7 protein-coding genes are annotated in these 17,540 nt (G+C 41.1%); 5 read left to right on the top strand and 2 right to left on the bottom strand.

From position 1 onward, the window contains the following. Nucleotides 1-39: 39 nt before the first annotated feature. Together LFLEISCH_RS00515 and LFLEISCH_RS00510 are read right to left on the bottom strand one after the other, a co-directional pair. Entirely contained in the window at nucleotides 40-2,235 is a 2,196-nt protein-coding gene (locus tag LFLEISCH_RS00515; protein ID WP_007471883.1) for a GH92 family glycosyl hydrolase, read from the bottom strand. Between the two features lie 14 nt (nucleotides 2,236-2,249). Then, a complete protein-coding gene (locus LFLEISCH_RS00510; protein ID WP_007471881.1) occupies nucleotides 2,250-3,296 on the bottom strand; it encodes a GntR family transcriptional regulator in 1,047 nt (348 codons plus the stop codon). Nucleotides 3,297-3,455: 159 nt separating this feature from the next. Here LFLEISCH_RS00510 and LFLEISCH_RS00505 point away from each other — a divergent pair, with 159 nt between their 5' ends. From LFLEISCH_RS00505 to LFLEISCH_RS00485, 5 genes are all read left to right on the top strand, one after another. Further along, entirely contained in the window at nucleotides 3,456-4,745 is a 1,290-nt protein-coding gene (locus LFLEISCH_RS00505; RefSeq protein ID WP_007471879.1) for a glycoside hydrolase family 125 protein, read from the top strand. An 11-nt stretch (nucleotides 4,746-4,756) separates the two neighbouring features. After that, a complete protein-coding gene (locus LFLEISCH_RS00500; RefSeq protein WP_007471877.1) occupies nucleotides 4,757-7,423 on the top strand; it encodes an alpha-mannosidase in 2,667 nt (888 codons plus the stop codon). A gap of 521 nt (nucleotides 7,424-7,944) precedes the next feature. Beyond that, nucleotides 7,945-11,496: a DNA-directed RNA polymerase subunit beta gene (gene rpoB, locus LFLEISCH_RS00495; protein WP_099048767.1), complete on the top strand. Its 3,552-nt coding sequence runs from the start codon at nucleotides 7,945-7,947 to the stop codon at nucleotides 11,494-11,496. Nucleotides 11,497-11,683: 187 nt separating this feature from the next. Next, nucleotides 11,684-15,289, top strand: a complete 3,606-nt coding sequence (rpoC, locus tag LFLEISCH_RS00490) for a DNA-directed RNA polymerase subunit beta' (protein WP_007471871.1) — start codon at nucleotides 11,684-11,686, stop codon at nucleotides 15,287-15,289. Between the two features lie 254 nt (nucleotides 15,290-15,543). Next, nucleotides 15,544-17,493 carry a LapB repeat-containing protein gene (locus LFLEISCH_RS00485; RefSeq protein WP_007471869.1) on the top strand — a complete coding sequence of 650 codons (1,950 nt, stop codon included), beginning with the start codon at nucleotides 15,544-15,546 and terminating at the stop codon, nucleotides 17,491-17,493. The last annotated feature ends 47 nt before the right edge of the window (nucleotides 17,494-17,540 follow it).

The following is a 17,540-nucleotide window of genomic DNA, read 5'->3' as shown; positions in this document are numbered from 1 at the left end:
AAAGCATTTTCCATTTTTGGAAAATGCTTTTTGAGCTTCTTATTCATATTCTGAAAGTGAAAATGGTAATTCTTCCTGAGCGATTTCTCGTTCCTCAGGTAAAAGACCAAGTGTGGTTTTGAGATGGCCACCGCGGATTAGGTCGCTGTGGGTGATGAAAAGCGATTTTATGGGTTCTTTGTCGCGTGATCTGGCTTTGACAAATTGATGCGCAGGCGTGTTGTTCGCCGTTTCGAGAGTTAACACTTTGTCGTTTGGGAGTTCAATACGCACGTTTTCGAAAGCGGGAATTCCAAAGACGTATTCCCCTGAGCCGGGTGTCACTGGATAGAAACCGAGCGTACTAAAAATGTACCAACCAGACATGCTACCGTTATCCTCGTCGCCAGGATAGCCATCAAAACCAGCATTGAAAAATTGGTTAACGGCTTGTTTAATTAAAACTTCTGTGTAGGCAGGTCTTTTCGCATACTGGAATAAGTATGGCAGGTGGAAACTTGGCTGATTGGACAGGGCAATTTGTCCAAAGTCAATCATGGCCATTTCACTCATTTCGTGGATTTCGTATCCGTAGCCGCTCACATCGAAGTTTGGTGGTGTGTTGGCAAGCTCGGTCAGTTTAGCTAAAAATAAATCCGAACCGTAGGCTTCTTTTAGGCCCAAAAAGTCGTGGAAGACCGCAAAACTACTTTGCCATGCGCTTCCCTCGGCGTAATCTTTTCCCCAAGAAAAAGGGTTAAAAGGGGTTCTGAAGTTGCCTTCCTTGTCTTTTGCGCGCATAAAGCCCGTTTCTTTGTCAAAAATATGCAGATAATTTTTAGAGCGTTCCTCATATTCTTTTTGTATCGTTTCGTTTCCGAGTGTCTTCGCGACGGCAGAAATACAAAAATCGCTGTAGGCGTAATCAAGTGTGTGATTGACGCTTTCATGGTAGCTTGCTGGGACGTAGCCCAGCTTATTGTAGTCTAGCGCGCCGTGGCGACCGTAATTTTCCTTGTCAGATTGTGTTGTAGCCGCTTTTAGCATGGCTTCTTGGAATTCTGTCATGAGACTTGTGCCAATCCCTTTTACGGCAGCGTCGGCCACTACAGCATCAATGAGCGTACCGGGCATTAAACCGCGTTCGTCTGGAGAAAGCCATTTTGGCAGGTAACCTGTTTCGCGGTAACTATTTAAAAAGCCTGTAAGCATTTTTTCATACTCATCTGGGATGAGCAAGGAATAAAGTGGGAAGACCGTTTTATATGTATCCCAAAAACCATTGTTCGTATAAAGTCTGCCTGGTGCAACTTTACGTGCCGTTGTATTGTAGTGAATAGGATTTTGATTTTCATCATATTCATAAAAGCGCTGCGGGAAAAGCGCCGTTCGGTATAAACAGTGATAAAAAGTAGCCACTTTGGATGCATCCGAATCGCTTACTTGGATTTTATTTAAATAGGCATTCCATTTCTCGAAAGCTTTCTTTTTAGTGGCAGAAAAGTCCATATGTGCTTGGCGTTCTAAGTTTAATTTGGCTTGTTCCGGACTTATGAAGCTGGTTGCTAAACTTATTTCTACCGTTTTAGGTGTAGTCCCAACAAACCCAATTTGGAAAAATTGATTTTCTATTTGTTGGTTGGGGTTTAAAATGAAGGCGCCGTCTTTTGGATGGCCTGTGTTTGCTAAATCAAACGGGCAATTTGCCTCCAAGATAAAGTGCATTTTGAACTCTTTATCCGCGCAACCAGCAAAATTTTGAACGTAGCCCAAAATGCGATTTTCTTGTTCGTCTACCTCGATATAACTGATATTTTCAGCCGAAAAAAGCAGTGCATGATTTTCGTTTTTCTCATAGGATGCGCGAATTTTAGCGCCGTATGTGCTAGGTGCGAGTTCGCTTGTAATTTGGTAGCGTAGTTGTTTGATTTTTAAATAATGCGGGCTAAAGATGGCTTCATTTGGTCGGTAAGAGCTTTGGGCGAAAAATAAATCATAGTTTGCCAAGGGGCCTGAAATGGGCGTGAGTAAAAAGTGGGAAAAATCGCCCATCCACGGGCTTGGTTGGTGTGTCAAACGAAAGCCTTGGAAGGTATGATCATTTGGATGGAAAAACCAACTTCCGTTATTGTTTGTCGTTTGTGGCACGAAATGATTCATCCCCCAAGGAACTGAAGTATAGGGGAGTGTATTCCCATTCGAATAACTGTGCTGATTATTTGTACCGTGCCTTGTATCAATTTGTGTGACGTCCATAATTTCCTCCGTTCTTAACGTGCGCCGCTTGACTCCCTTTCAATTAAAGAAACGGGAATGACTGCGTTTTCCACGTCTTTCTTTTGAATTCGTTTTTGCAAGCTAATAGCAGCCGCTCTGCCCATCGCCTCAAAATCTTGAGAAATCGTTGTAAGAGATGGTTCCACAAATTCAGCCGCTTGAATATTATCAAAACCAATCACCGCTAAATCTTCTGGAATGCGAATCCCACTATTTTTTGCTTGCTTCATAAATTGAATAGCCATTAAATCATTTTCAGCCACAACAGCTGTGACGCCTTCCTCCACGTATTTCTTCGCAACACTCGCATATGCCTTTTCCTCGTGAATAGTGGTTTCTAAAGTGTGAAAACTTACTCCCGCCTCAAAAAGAGCACGTAAATAACCCATATAACGCTCGCGCACCGTAGAAGTAATGGAAATCGTTCTACTGTTTAAAAATGCGATTTTCGTATGGCCTTTAGCTAGCAGTAAACGAGTTGCAAGTAAGCCGCCACTGAAATTGTCTGCCGTCACATAAGGAAAATTGAAACCTTCCATTTTTTTATCAAGCAAAACGACCGGAAAATTTTGAAATTGCAATTGATATAAAATATCCAAGTTGGAATTTCCAGTTTCAGGATAATAAATCATTCCCGCGTATTGTTCGATCAACTGGAAAAAATGCGTTTGCGAAAGAAAACTTTCATCTTGAATATGAATGTGATAGCCTTTTTCCGCTAAAAAAGGAAGTAAACCAGCTGCAAAGTTACCAAGGTCGTTTTGGCCTGGGAAAGGCAGAATAAAAAGGACTTGCTTGATAGAAGACGTATTCTTTGTTGCCTTCCTAGCCTTAACAAAAGTTCCCTTGCCGCGAATTCGTTCCACGAGACCTTTATTCTCGAGCTCAGATACGGCCCGTTTTGATGTGATGCGGCTCGTTTTATAGGCTTCGGACAATGCGAATTCAGTTGGTAACTGTGCACCTACTGGAAGCTCGCCTGACATGATTTGGCTTTCAAGCCGTTCGCTAATTTGTTGGTAAAGTGGTTTTTTCCCCATGATAAACAATCTCCTTTGATATATCATTTCATTTAATTCACTATACCAAATTTACAGTTTGAAAGAAAATAAAATGAAAAAATACTAGACAATCTATGATAACACCATTATACTGTATTTAGTGTTAAAAAGATATATCAAATTTTAGGAGTGTTATAAATGGCATATCAAACTATCCCTGTTTCAGTAGAAAATTTTATGAAAAAAATAACGGAAAAATGCGGTGAAACACATGCAAACTGGGCAGAAAATTTCAATGCATGTTTTGCAAATACACTGTTAACAACGGTGAAGCGATTACCTGATGAAACTACCTTTTTACTTACTGGTGATATTCCGGCGATGTGGCTTCGCGATTCGACTGCTCAAATCAGACCGTACCTCGTCATTGCGAAAGAGGATCCTGAAATTGCGGCAATGATTCGTGGGTTAGTAGAACGTCAAATGCAATTTATTTGTTTGGATCCTTATGCAAACGCCTTCAATGAAGAAGCGAATGACGCAGGGCATCAAACGGACAATACAACAATGAACCCGTGGATTTGGGAAAGAAAATATGAAATTGATTCGCTTTGCTACCCAGTTCAACTGAGTTACCTGCTTTATAAAGCGACTGGCGAAACTAAACAGTTTAACGAAACTTTCCACAAGGCTGTAAAAAATATTTTAACGGTGTGGGAAGTAGAACAACGACATGAAAATTCCCCGTATACCTTTACACGTGATACAAGCCGCATGGAAGATACGCTTCTAGAAGACGGCAAAGGAACAAAGGTTGGCTACACAGGCATGACATGGTCAGGGTTTAGACCGAGTGATGATGCTTGTCAGTTTGGTTATTTAGTGCCGTCCAATATGTTTGCTGTCGTTGTACTTGGCTATTTGGAGGATGTCTACGAGACGATTACGAAAGATGCGGCGCTAGTTAAGCGGATTCAGACGCTTCGTGAAACGATTCAATCAGGTATTGAAACGCACGGGAAAACAAAATCGCAGGATGGGAAAACGATTTTTGCGTATGAAGTGGACGGTTTAGGTGGAAGCAGTGTGATGGACGATTCAAACGTGCCAAGCTTACTTTCGGCGCCATACTTAGGTTACCTGTCGCCAAACGATGAAACCTATCTCGCAACAAGACAAGTGTTATTAAGTGAAGAAAATCCTTATTTTTATAAAGGAGAGTTTGCGAAAGGAATTGGCAGTTCACATACGCCGCCTAATTATATCTGGCCAATTGCGCTTGCGATGGAGGGCATGACAACAGAAGATAAGACGGAGAAAAAACGCATTTTAGATTTGCTTGTCAACTGTGATGCAGGCACGCATTTAATGCACGAAGGTTTTGATGTTAATGATCCTAATGCCTATACGAGAGAATGGTTTTCTTGGGCTAATATGATGTTTTGTGAGCTAGTTATGGATTATTTTGATATTCGAGTGGAAAAATAGGAGGCGACAACGTGAAAAAAGTTTATATCGTTTCGCATAGTCACTGGGACCGAGAATGGTATATTCCGTATGAGGCCCACCACATGCGTTTAATTGAGTTAATGGATGATTTGCTGGAATTATTTGAAACGGACCCGGAATTTGATAGTTTCCATTTAGATGGCCAAACGATTATTTTGGATGACTATTTACAAGTGAGACCTGAAAAGGAAGAAGCGGTCCGAAAGGCGATTGAAGCGGGTAAGTTGAAAATTGGTCCCTTTTACATTTTGCAAGACGCATTTTTGACAAGTAGTGAATCAAACGTTCGTAATATGCTGATTGGCATGCAAGAAAGTAAAAAATGGGGAACACCAGTTAAATTAGGCTATTTCCCCGATACTTTCGGGAACATGGGGCAGACGCCGCAATTAATGAAAGAAGCAAACTTGGATGTTGCCGCTTTTGGACGCGGGGTAAAGCCGACTGGGTTTAATAATGTTGTGATTAACGATGAAAAATATTCCTCACAGTTTTCGGAAATGTGGTGGGACGGGCCTGACGGTAGTCGTATTTTGGGCGTGCTTTTCGCCAATTGGTACAGCAACGGGAATGAAATCCCTACAAACAAAGAACAAGCAAAAGTATTCTGGGAACAAAAATTACGCGATGCTGAACAATATGCGGCAACGGACCATCTGCTGATGATGAATGGTTGTGATCATCAGCCGGTTCAAAAAGATATTACAGAGGCCATTCGTGTTGCAAACGAACTTTATCCGGATATTGAGTTTATCCATGCGGGCTTTGATACTTATTTAAATGCCCTAAAAGCCGACCTGCCTGCTGATTTAAGTGTGATTGAAGGGGAGCTTACCAGTCAGGAATCGGACGGTTGGTATACGCTTGCTAATACAGCTTCTTCCCGTGTGTATTTAAAACAGCGAAATACAGAGGTCAGTTGCCAGCTTGAAAATATGGCGGAACCGCTTGCGACCATGGCTTTTGCGGAAGGATTTGATTACCCTAGCGACCAGCTTGACTATGCGTGGAAAACGCTCATGCAAAACCATCCACATGACAGTATTTGTGGCTGTAGTGTGGATTCTGTTCACCGCGGTATGATGACACGCTTTGAAACGGCGGATGAGGTTGGAAAGTATGTTGCGAGTGAAGCAACCACGTTTCTCGCGAATAAAATAGATACGAGCGCTTTTGATAATGAAGCGAAACCATTTATTGTTTGGAATACAACATCGCACGCAAAAACGGGGTCTGTTCAAATTGAAATTGAATGGGAGCGTATGCTTTTTGCGGGAAATAAACATGACACGTTGTATGACAAGCTATCTGGCAAGCCGGTACCGGAAGTTTGTGTCATTGATGTAAACGGGAATCAAATTCCTTTTGAGATTATCACGCATGAAGTGAAATTTGGCTTTGATTTACCCAAAGATGCGTTTAGAGTCCCTTATATTGCGCGCTATATCACGGTTCAGCTCTTCTTAACAAAAATGCCTGCGTATAGCCATGAAGTATTTGCCCTTGTTCAAAAAGAAGCGAACACGTCAGGGGAGAACATCATCCGAGGTGAACGCACGCTTGAAAATGAATTCATTCGCATCGATATTCAAGAAAACGGCAAGTTAACCGCGACGCACAAGGCTACTTCGCGAGTTCACGAAAACCTTCTTTCTTTTGAAGAAACGGGAGATATCGGGAACGAATATATTTTCTTTGAGCCAACCGGAGTTTCGCGCTACTACTCGCACGATGTGCCCGCAAACATCCGAGTGATTCGAAATACGCCAAATGTTGGGGAAATTGAAATCTGCCAAGAAATGCTTGTGCCTGAATCCGCGGATGAACTCCTTGAAAAAGAACAGAAAATGGTGCTCGAATTTAAACTCCGCCAAGCAAAACGCTCGAAAAAGATGAAAAAAATGGTTATTACAACGCGTGTGGTTTTAGAGAAAAACAATTCGCTAGTGCAATTTGAGACGACCGTGAATAACGACATAAAAGACCATAGGTTGCGCGTTTTATTCCCAACAGGCTTTGAAACGAATGTTCACCAAGCGGACAGCATCTATGAGGTGGTCAGCCGACAAAACAAAATGCCGGAAACGTGGGAAAATGTGACGAATCCTAATCATCAACACGCTTTTGTGCATATGGAGGATGAATCTGGTGGGATGACCATTGCAAACTTTGGTTTAAACGAATACGAGGTGCTGGAGGATAATACCATTGCGCTTACGCTATTCCGCTCGGTTGGGGAAATGGGTGACTGGGGTTACTTTGAAACTCCTGAGGCCCAGTGTCTGGGTAAACAGGTATTCAAATATGCACTCATCTTGCACGGGGCAGATGGTAAGGAAGAAACTTTCCATCAGGCGAAGCAGTTCCAAGTGCCGTTTACTGCCGCACAAACGGATGTCCATAAGGGTTCCCTCCCCGCTAAATCTTCTTTCCTAACGGCGGATAACGATGCGTTCCTTATGACGGCGCTGAAAAAAGCACAGGAAGATGATGCGATTATTGTTCGTGGCTACAACTTGAAAAGCACGAAAGAGCCGCTACAGGTGAAAATGGGCGGGCGAACGGGTTATCGTTCGAATCTCCTTGAAGAAGGAAGAAAGCCACTTTTAGGCGAGCTAAAGCCTGCCGAAATCATGACGATTAAATTCGTGAAATAAGCTAAAAAGCGCCGAAGATTTTCGGCGCTTTTTTTGAGTCTTGTATTTAGTTAGCGACACTTGACAACGTGCACCTGATGTTGTATTATAGTTAAATGCCAAAAGAATCTATACTGTTTTTTGGTGCGCTTATTTTTATGTTAAAACCTAGTAAAATGAAGCGTTTCCATCATTTTGGTAGCATAATGGACATGGATGTGGTTTTCAAGCTAATAAGTCAAATTTGATTTATTAAGAAACTTTTTTTTGAAAAAAGTCTCTTTGCCGAATGAAATCCGCTTTCTTTTTGTCTAAAACAGCATAGAATTTTCTTTTAAAGTTCCATTCAAAGTTGTCGTTTTGCTAGTCTCTTAGCTAGCTATAAAGGAGCAGGAAGCTTTTGATGAACGGCGTTTAAGCGAGTGATTTTTACACGTGTAAAAAAGCTCTTAGCGTCTTAAATTCCGGGTGCGGGGGGTTCCACTACTTGTGCGAATGACAACTACTATGAATGTGCTTATAAATTTTAAATAATTTGAGGGGTGAAGAGTTTGTCAGGACATGATGTACAATACGGCAGACACCGTAAACGTAGAAGTTTCGCTCGGATTAGTGAGGTATTAGAATTACCGAACTTAATCGAAATTCAAACAGCGTCTTACCAGTGGTTCCTAGATGAGGGACTCCGTGAGATGTTCCGCGATATTTCTCCAATTGAGGATTTCGCAGGTAACTTATCGCTAGAATTTATTGATTACGATTTAGGAGAACCGAAATATTCGGTAGAAGAATCCAAAAATCGTGACGCAAACTATGCAGCACCCTTACGTGTGAAACTACGCCTAATTAATAAAGAAACAGGCGAAGTAAAAGACCAAGAAGTTTTCATGGGCGATTTCCCACTGATGACAGAAATGGGAACATTTATCATTAACGGCGCAGAACGTGTTATCGTTTCGCAACTTGTTCGTTCCCCTGGTGTTTACTTTAATGACAAACTAGACAAAAACGGTAAAAAAGGCTTCGGCTCAACAGTTATCCCAAACCGTGGTGCTTGGTTAGAGTATGAAACAGATGCAAAAGACGTTGTACACGTTCGTATTGACCGTACACGTAAACTACCTGTTACTGTTCTACTTCGTGCACTAGGCTTCGGGTCCGACCAAGAAATTTTAGATTTAATCGGAGATAACGATTACCTGCGCAACACATTAGAAAAAGATAATACAGACAATGCAGATAAAGCGCTCCTTGAAATCTACGAACGTCTGCGTCCAGGAGAGCCTCCTACTGTTGAAAACGCAAGAAGCTTACTTGTTTCTCGCTTTTTCGATCCTAAGCGCTACGATTTAGCAAGCGTTGGACGTTATAAAATCAACAAGAAACTACACCTTAAAAACCGTTTATTTAACCAAGTTTTAGCTGAAACGTTAGTGGACCCTGAAACAGGTGAAATTATCGCTTCAAAAGGCGACATTTTAGATCGCCGTAAGCTAGATACCATTATTCCTAATCTTGAAAATGGCGTTGGATTCCGTACGCTCCGCCCAACTGATGGCGTATTAGAAGATAACGTGGTTGTTCAATCTATTAAAATTTATGCACCAGATGATGAAGAAAAAGAAATTAACATCATTGGAAATGCCTATATTGATGAAAATGTGAAACACATTACACCATCTGATATTGTGTCTTCCATTAGTTACTTCTTTAACCTTCTGCACGGTGTTGGCGATACGGATGATATTGACCATCTAGGTAACCGTCGTCTTCGTTCAGTCGGTGAACTTCTTCAAAATCAATTCCGTATTGGTTTATCCCGTATGGAACGTGTGGTACGTGAACGTATGTCTATCCAAGATATGACGACCATCACACCACAACAATTAATTAATATTCGTCCAGTTGTCGCTTCTATTAAAGAATTCTTTGGTAGTTCGCAACTTTCCCAATTCATGGATCAAACAAACCCACTCGGTGAACTGACGCACAAACGTCGTTTATCTGCCTTAGGACCTGGTGGTTTGACTCGTGAACGTGCTGGTTATGAAGTACGTGACGTTCACTATTCGCACTACGGTCGCATGTGTCCAATTGAAACGCCAGAGGGACCAAATATCGGTCTAATTAACTCACTTTCCTCTTATGCAAAAGTGAATCGCTTTGGTTTTATTGAAACACCATATCGTCGTGTTGACCCTGAAACAAACCAAGTAACAGATAAAATTGATTATTTAACAGCTGATGAAGAGGATAACTATGTTGTGGCACAAGCCAACTCGAAACTTGATGAGAACGGCGTGTTCACTGAAGAAGAAGTTATGGCTCGTTTCCGTTCTGAAAACTTAGCTGTGGATAAAGAGCGCGTCGATTATATGGACGTATCTCCAAAACAAGTTGTATCTGTCGCAACCGCTTGTATCCCGTTCCTTGAAAATGATGATAGTAACCGTGCCCTAATGGGTGCGAACATGCAACGTCAAGCTGTTCCTTTGATGCACCCAGAAGCACCATTTGTAGGAACTGGTATGGAACACGTATCGGCTAAAGACTCAGGTGCCGCTGTAACAGCTAAACATGATGGTATTGTAGAACACGTTGAAGCACGCGAAATTTGGGTGCGCCGCGTTTCTATGGTTGATGGTAAAGAAGTAACTGGTGGAATTGATAAATATACGCTTCGTAAATTTGTTCGTTCTAACCAAGGAACTTGTTATAACCAACGTCCAAACGTTGCGGAAGGCGACCGCGTTGTAAAAGGTGAAATTCTAGGTAATGGACCTTCTATGGATTCCGGTGAACTTGCACTTGGACGTAACGTATTAGTAGCCTTTATGACATGGGATGGTTATAACTATGAGGATGCGATTATTATGAGCGAACGCCTTGTAAAAGACGACGTTTATACATCCATTCATATCGAAGAATTCGAATCCGAAGCTCGTGATACGAAGCTTGGGCCTGAAGAAATGACACGCGATATTCCAAACGTTGGGGAAGACGCTCTTCGCGATCTTGACGAACGCGGTATTATTCGTGTCGGTGCAGAAGTAAAAGATAACGACCTTCTTGTAGGGAAAGTAACGCCAAAAGGTGTAACAGAACTTACTGCAGAAGAACGTTTATTACATGCTATTTTTGGTGAAAAAGCGCGTGAAGTTCGTGATACATCACTACGTGTGCCACATGGTGGTGGCGGTATCGTTTTAGATGTTAAAATCTTTACTCGTGAAGCTGGTGACGAATTACCACCGGGTGTAAACCAATTAGTGCGTGTGTATATCGTACAAAAACGTAAAATTCATGAAGGCGATAAAATGGCCGGTCGTCATGGTAACAAAGGGGTTATCTCCCGTATCTTACCAGAAGAAGATATGCCATTTATGCCTGACGGAACGCCTGTTGATATTATGCTTAACCCACTAGGGGTACCATCTCGTATGAATATCGGGCAAGTGCTCGAGCTTCACTTAGGTATGGCAGCTCGTAAACTCGGTATTCATGTTGCTACACCAGTATTTGATGGAGCAAATGAAGAAGATGTGTGGAGCACTGTAGAAGAAGCTGGAATGGCTCGTGATGCGAAAACAGTTCTTTATGATGGACGTACAGGTGAACCTTTTGATAACCGTATTTCTGTTGGTGTTATGTATATGATTAAACTTGCTCACATGGTTGATGACAAATTGCATGCTCGTTCGACTGGACCATACTCACTTGTTACACAACAACCACTCGGAGGTAAAGCTCAGTTTGGTGGACAACGTTTTGGTGAGATGGAAGTTTGGGCTCTTGAAGCGTACGGTGCAGCCTATACGTTACAAGAAATTCTAACAATTAAATCAGATGATGTTGTTGGACGTGTGAAAACGTATGAAGCAATTGTGAAAGGTGAAAGTGTGCCAAAACCAGGCGTACCAGAATCTTTCCGCGTATTAATCAAAGAGTTGCAAAGTTTAGGTATGGACGTTAAAATCCTATCTGCTGATGAGGAAGAAATCGAAATGCGTGATACAGAAGACGATGATTTCTCTGGTCAAAACGATGCATTTAATATTGTGAAGCCTGAAGAGGCTACCGAGCAGGTTGACTAACCCGCCCGAAACAAAACTCCAAAATAAGAATAATTTTATAGATAGCAGAAAACATGATTGAAGTCACTTGTTAGCCGCAAGAAGTACTAGATGTAATCACTACTTCTTGCGGGGCAAGTTATATGAAACGCATATAATTTAAACCTAATAAGTGAGAAGTCATGACCAAAATTAGGAGGTTGGGCACTTGATAGATGTTAATAATTTTGAGTATATGAAAATAGGTCTAGCATCTCCAGATAAGATTCGTTCTTGGTCGCACGGTGAAGTTAAGAAACCTGAAACCATTAATTACCGTACGCTGAAACCAGAACGTGATGGACTGTTTTGTGAACGTATTTTCGGACCAATGAAAGACTGGGAATGTTCATGTGGGAAATATAAACGTGTACGTTATAAAGGCGTTGTTTGTGACCGCTGCGGCGTTGAAGTAACAAAATCAAAAGTTCGCCGTGAACGTATGGGGCACATCGAACTTGCAGCACCAGTTTCACACATTTGGTATTTTAAAGGTATTCCAAGTCGTATGGGTCTTGTTATGGATATGAGCCCACGTGCTTTAGAAGAAGTTATTTATTTCGCTTCCTACGTGGTAACTGAACCTGGTGATACACCACTTGAGAAGAAACAACTTCTTTCTGAAAAAGAATACCGCGTTTATCGTGAAAAATATGGCCAAACTTTCCAAGCAGGAATGGGTGCTGAAGCCATTAAAAAAATTCTTTCAGACATCAATCTTGAAAAAGAAACGGATGAGCTAAAAGAAGAATTGAAAACGGCACAAGGGCAACGTCGTACTCGTGCGATTCGTCGCCTAGAAGTTATGGAAGCCTTCCGTAACTCTGGAAATGATCCAAGTTGGATGATTTTAGATGTGCTACCAGTTATCCCGCCAGAACTACGTCCAATGGTTCAACTGGAAGGCGGACGTTTTGCAACAAGTGATTTAAATGATTTATATCGCCGTGTTATTAACCGGAATAATCGTTTAAAACGTCTACTTGATTTAGGCGCTCCTAACATTATTGTTCAAAACGAAAAACGTATGCTTCAAGAAGCAGTAGATGCGCTTATTGATAATGGTCGTCGTGGCCGTCCAGTAACGGGACCAGGTAATCGTCCACTTAAATCTCTATCGCACATGCTTAAAGGGAAACAAGGTCGTTTCCGTCAAAACTTACTTGGTAAACGGGTTGACTACTCTGGTCGTTCTGTTATTGTTGTAGGACCTAACCTTAAAATGTATCAATGTGGGCTTCCAAAAGAAATGGCACTTGAACTATTTAAACCATTTGTGATGAAAGAGCTTGTTGGTCGTGGTCTTGCGCATAACATTAAGAGTGCAAAACGTAAAATTGAACGTATGGCACCTGAAATTTGGGATGTTTTAGAAGAAGTTATTCGTGAACACCCAGTTTTACTAAACCGTGCCCCTACTCTTCACAGACTTGGTATTCAAGCATTTGAGCCAACTCTTGTAGAAGGGCGTGCAATTCGTCTGCACCCACTAGTTTGTACGGCTTATAACGCCGATTTTGATGGTGACCAAATGGCCGTCCACGTTCCACTATCGGCAGAAGCTCAAGCGGAAGCACGTATTTTAATGCTTGCAGCACAAAACATTTTGAATCCAAAAGATGGTAAACCAGTTGTTACACCTTCCCAAGATATGGTATTAGGTAACTACTACTTGACACTTGAGCGTGAAAACGCAGTTGGTGAAGGAATTGTCTTTAAAGATATTAACGAAGCGCAACTTGCTTATCAAAATGGATATGTGCATTTGCATTCTCGTATTGCAGTTCATGCGGGTTCAATTCCGAACGAACGCTTTACAGATGAGCAGCGCAAACAACTATTAATTACAACGGTTGGTAAACTAATTTTCAACACAATCTTACCTACATCGTTCCCGTATATTAATGAACCGACGAAATATAATTTAGAAATCGAAACACCAGCGAAATATTTCGTTGATCCAACTACGGATGTTAAAGCGCACATCGCAGAACAACCGATTGTTGATCCATTCAAGAAGAAAATTCTTGGAAATATTATCGCAGAAGTGTTTAAACGATTCCATATCACAGAAACTTCTAAAATGCTTGACCGCATGAAAGACTTAGGATTTAAGATTTCTACAAAGGCCGGCATCACAGTTGGTATTGCAGATATCTTAACACTTACTGAAAAACATGAAATTTTAGAAGAAGCCCATGATATGGTTGAAAAAATCACGAAACAATTCCGCCGTGGTTTAATTACAGACGACGAGCGTTATGAACGTGTTATTGGCGTTTGGAATGCAGCTAAAGATGAAATCCAAGGCAAATTAATTTTAAGTTTGGAACGTTTAAATCCAATCTTTATGATGCAAGATTCCGGAGCTCGTGGTAATATCTCCAACTTTACACAGCTTGCAGGTATGCGTGGTCTAATGGCTGACCCATCTGGACGTATCGTAGAATTGCCAATTACATCTAACTTCCGTGAAGGTTTAACAGTCCTTGAGTACTTTATCTCTACCCACGGAGCGCGTAAAGGTTTGACCGATACAGCCCTTAAAACGGCCGATTCTGGTTATCTTACACGTCGTTTGGTTGATGTGGCGCAAGATGTTATTATTCGCGAAGACGACTGTGGAACTGACCGCGGCTTAACAATTAAAGCGATTCGTGAAGGTACTGAAATCATCGAACCACTAGAAGAGCGTCTAGAAGGACGTTATGCTCGTAAGACGATTCGTCATCCTGAAACAGGCGAAGTTCTAGTAAAAGAAAATGATTTAATTACTGAACCAATTGCAACTCAAATTGTAGAAGCTGGCATTGAAGAAGTGTCCATTCGTTCCGCGTTTACATGTAATACGAAACACGGCGTATGTAAAAAATGTTATGGTAAAAACTTGGCTACTGGAACAGAAGTTGAAGTTGGTGAAGCGGTTGGTATTATCGCGGCGCAATCTATCGGGGAACCTGGTACACAGCTTACAATGCGTACATTCCATACCGGTGGGGTAGCTGGAGACGATATCACACAAGGTCTTCCACGTATTCAAGAAATTTTTGAAGCACGTAATCCAAAAGGACAAGCAACCATCACAGAAGTGGCTGGGGAAGTTGTTTCGATTGAAGAAGGACGTGACCGTGGACAAGAAATTACGATTCAAGGTACAGATGACCGTCGTAGCTACACAGTGCCTTATACTGCACGTCTTCGCGTACAAGAAGGTTCTATGGTAGACCGCGGGGAAGCTCTTACAGAAGGTTCGATTGATCCGAAAGCATTGATTCGTGTACGTGACGTTTTATCCGTTCAAGAATACTTGCTTGCTGAGGTTCAAAAAGTTTACCGTATGCAAGGGGTAGAAATTGGCGATAAACACGTTGAAGTAATGGTTCGTCAAATGCTACGTAAAATCCGCGTAATGGATACTGGGGATACTGATATTTTACCTGGTACATTAATGGATATTCATACCTTTACAGAAGCAAACCGTGATGCTTTAATGAGCGGGAGACAACCTGCAACAGGTCGTCCTGTCTTACTTGGTATTACAAAGGCTTCACTTGAAACAGATTCCTTCTTATCTGCTGCATCCTTCCAAGAAACTACTCGTGTCTTAACAGATGCTGCAATTAAAGGAAAACGTGATGAGCTTCTAGGACTTAAAGAAAATGTTATTCTTGGTAAACTTGTACCAGCTGGAACAGGTATTCACCATTATCGTAAATTAAAACCAGAAGTTGTGGGTGCAAAAGAAGAAACACTTGAAGAACCTACGACATTTTAAAAAAAGACCACTTACCTATTTGGTAAGTGGTCTTTTTTGTGTAAATTACACACGACTCATGGAATTCTAATGCAAATATGTCAATTTTGTGTCTAAAAACCTATAAATAAAGAGCGTAAAATCAGCGTTTGTAGCCTGTCAATACTTTTTGTTAAAAAAAACAATTTTTTTGATGATTCTTCACAAAATGTTCATTGAAACTTTTTAGATATGGGACTATGATTGCCATATCAACCAGCAGGAGGTTTTAATGAATGACATTAAAGCATAAGGCAGCAATTTTTGTTTTAGCGACAACGATGGTAGCAACCCCGTTTATGACAAATCATGCGTTAGCAGAGGATCCGGTAAGCACAGAGCTTGAATCAACAACAATCCAGATAAAAGATCCGGAACTTAAGAAATATTTAAATGGACTTTTAAAGCAACCGGCCGATGCGGATATTACACAAGCTCAAATGGATACAATTAAAACGGTGTCGTTAGCAAATGGAGCCTATACAGATTTATCAGGTCTGGAAAAAGCACACAATTTGACTGGACTTACCTTAAATAATACTTCCAATATTACCGATTATTCCCTTGTGGCCTCAATGCCTTCTTTACAAACACTATACCTTTCAGGACAACATTTAACAGATGCGATTTTCCCCAATTTAAATGGTTTATCGAATTTAAATTCACTAAGCGTGAGTAATACGTCTAATACAAATGCGGTATTTGCGAAATTAAATCAATTGCCAAATTTAACTTACCTTTATGTACAAAATACGATGACGATTACAGATATCTCAGCACTTAAAAGTTTACCTGAACTTAAGACGCTGTTTGTGCAATTTAACGGTATCAAAGATTTACAATGTATTTCAGAATTTCCTAAATTAGAATCGCTTGCTGCAACTGGGCAAAATACGGGACGAATGGACGAGGTAAATAAAGTAAAAAGTAGCGATTTTGCTTATAACGACAAGGCGGAAACGCTTTTTATTCCTTTTTATATGATGCCTAATCGTTTTACACATTTTGATGGTTACAAACCACCATTTACGACTTCTACGTCTTCGAGTCAAACGTATTTGGCATTTAATGATACAAGAGTGGATAATAGCCGCTTAAGCATTAATGAATCGGGGATTATAGTTAGTGGGGTTACGAAACAAGAATTCGATCAATTAGAAAGTATGGAGTACAATGCGCGGTATGATAATGCGGCCGGTAGTTATGCTACACCTAGTTTTTTGAAGAGTTATAGTGCTTCTTCCGGGACATATGATCAGTATTTTGCCATTGACCATTTTATTAATATAACGGCTGATGAAGCGATTACCTATACGGAAAATCAGGCGGTTACGGAAGAGCAGTTTTTAGAGGATATAAACGCAGAAACGGATGATGGTTCTTTCGTTACAAGCAACTTTGGTGATGTGGTAGATACCTCAAAACCTGGCATATATGAAGTCACTTTAAATGCTAGGAATGAAGCGGGACTTCAAGCGATACCTGTGAAAGTTATGGTGACCGTTGTCGCGAAACCAATTATCACAGCAGATCCTGAGATTTCTTATAAAGTAGGAGAAGAGAAAGAAGCTGCACAGTTTTTAGTGGATGTACATGCGAAGACTAATGATGGTTCGGCTATTTTAGCGGATTTTGAACAAAAGGTTGACATGCTAGCGCCTGGTGAGTACTGGGTTACGTTAAACGCAACGAATGATAAAGGCTTACAAGCGGACCCTGTGCGTGTGAAAGTGATTGTGGAAGATAATGAAGTAGAACCGATTGTTACACCAGTTGATCCAACCAATCCTAATGTTCCAGATGACGAGGGGACACCGACTGCACCAGAAGAAAATCCAAGTGAAAATCCGAATGAAACACCAAACGAAGTACCAAATGAAAATGCAAATGAAAAACCAGATGTTCCGGCGGGTGATGTTCAGGAAAATAAAACACCCACAAAAGCGCCACAAGGGGTAACAAATGAGGTAGGAAAACAAGATACAGTGAAAAATGAAGTAGAGACTTCAAAAATGAATCCGACGAATAAAGCGCAGACCGGTAAGGAGAAAAATACGAATACGTTACAAAGAGAGAAAAATAGCCTTCCGAAAACTGGCGATAAAGCGCTAGGGATAGCAAGTATTTTGGGTGGAACGCTCGTGTTACTTGCAGGCGTGATTTTATTCCGACGTAAAAAAGCGTAACAGAAAGAAAACACACACTTTCATTAATCCGAAAGTGTGTGTTTTTT

This window comes from Listeria fleischmannii subsp. fleischmannii LU2006-1 (genome assembly GCF_000344175.1).
Lineage (GTDB): Bacteria > Bacillota > Bacilli > Lactobacillales > Listeriaceae > Listeria > Listeria fleischmannii.
Note: the sequence above shows the minus strand (reverse complement) of the source record. Positions and strands in the feature narration are given on the sequence as shown.

Coding starts and splice junctions, on each gene's coding strand:
- LFLEISCH_RS00515 (WP_007471883.1), bottom strand. CDS start 2,235: ATGGACGTCACACAAATTGATACAAGGCACGGTACAAATAATCAGCAC.
- LFLEISCH_RS00510 (WP_007471881.1), bottom strand. CDS start 3,296: ATGGGGAAAAAACCACTTTACCAACAAATTAGCGAACGGCTTGAAAGC.
- LFLEISCH_RS00505 (WP_007471879.1), top strand. CDS start 3,456: ATGGCATATCAAACTATCCCTGTTTCAGTAGAAAATTTTATGAAAAAA.
- LFLEISCH_RS00485 (WP_007471869.1), top strand. CDS start 15,544: ATGACATTAAAGCATAAGGCAGCAATTTTTGTTTTAGCGACAACGATG.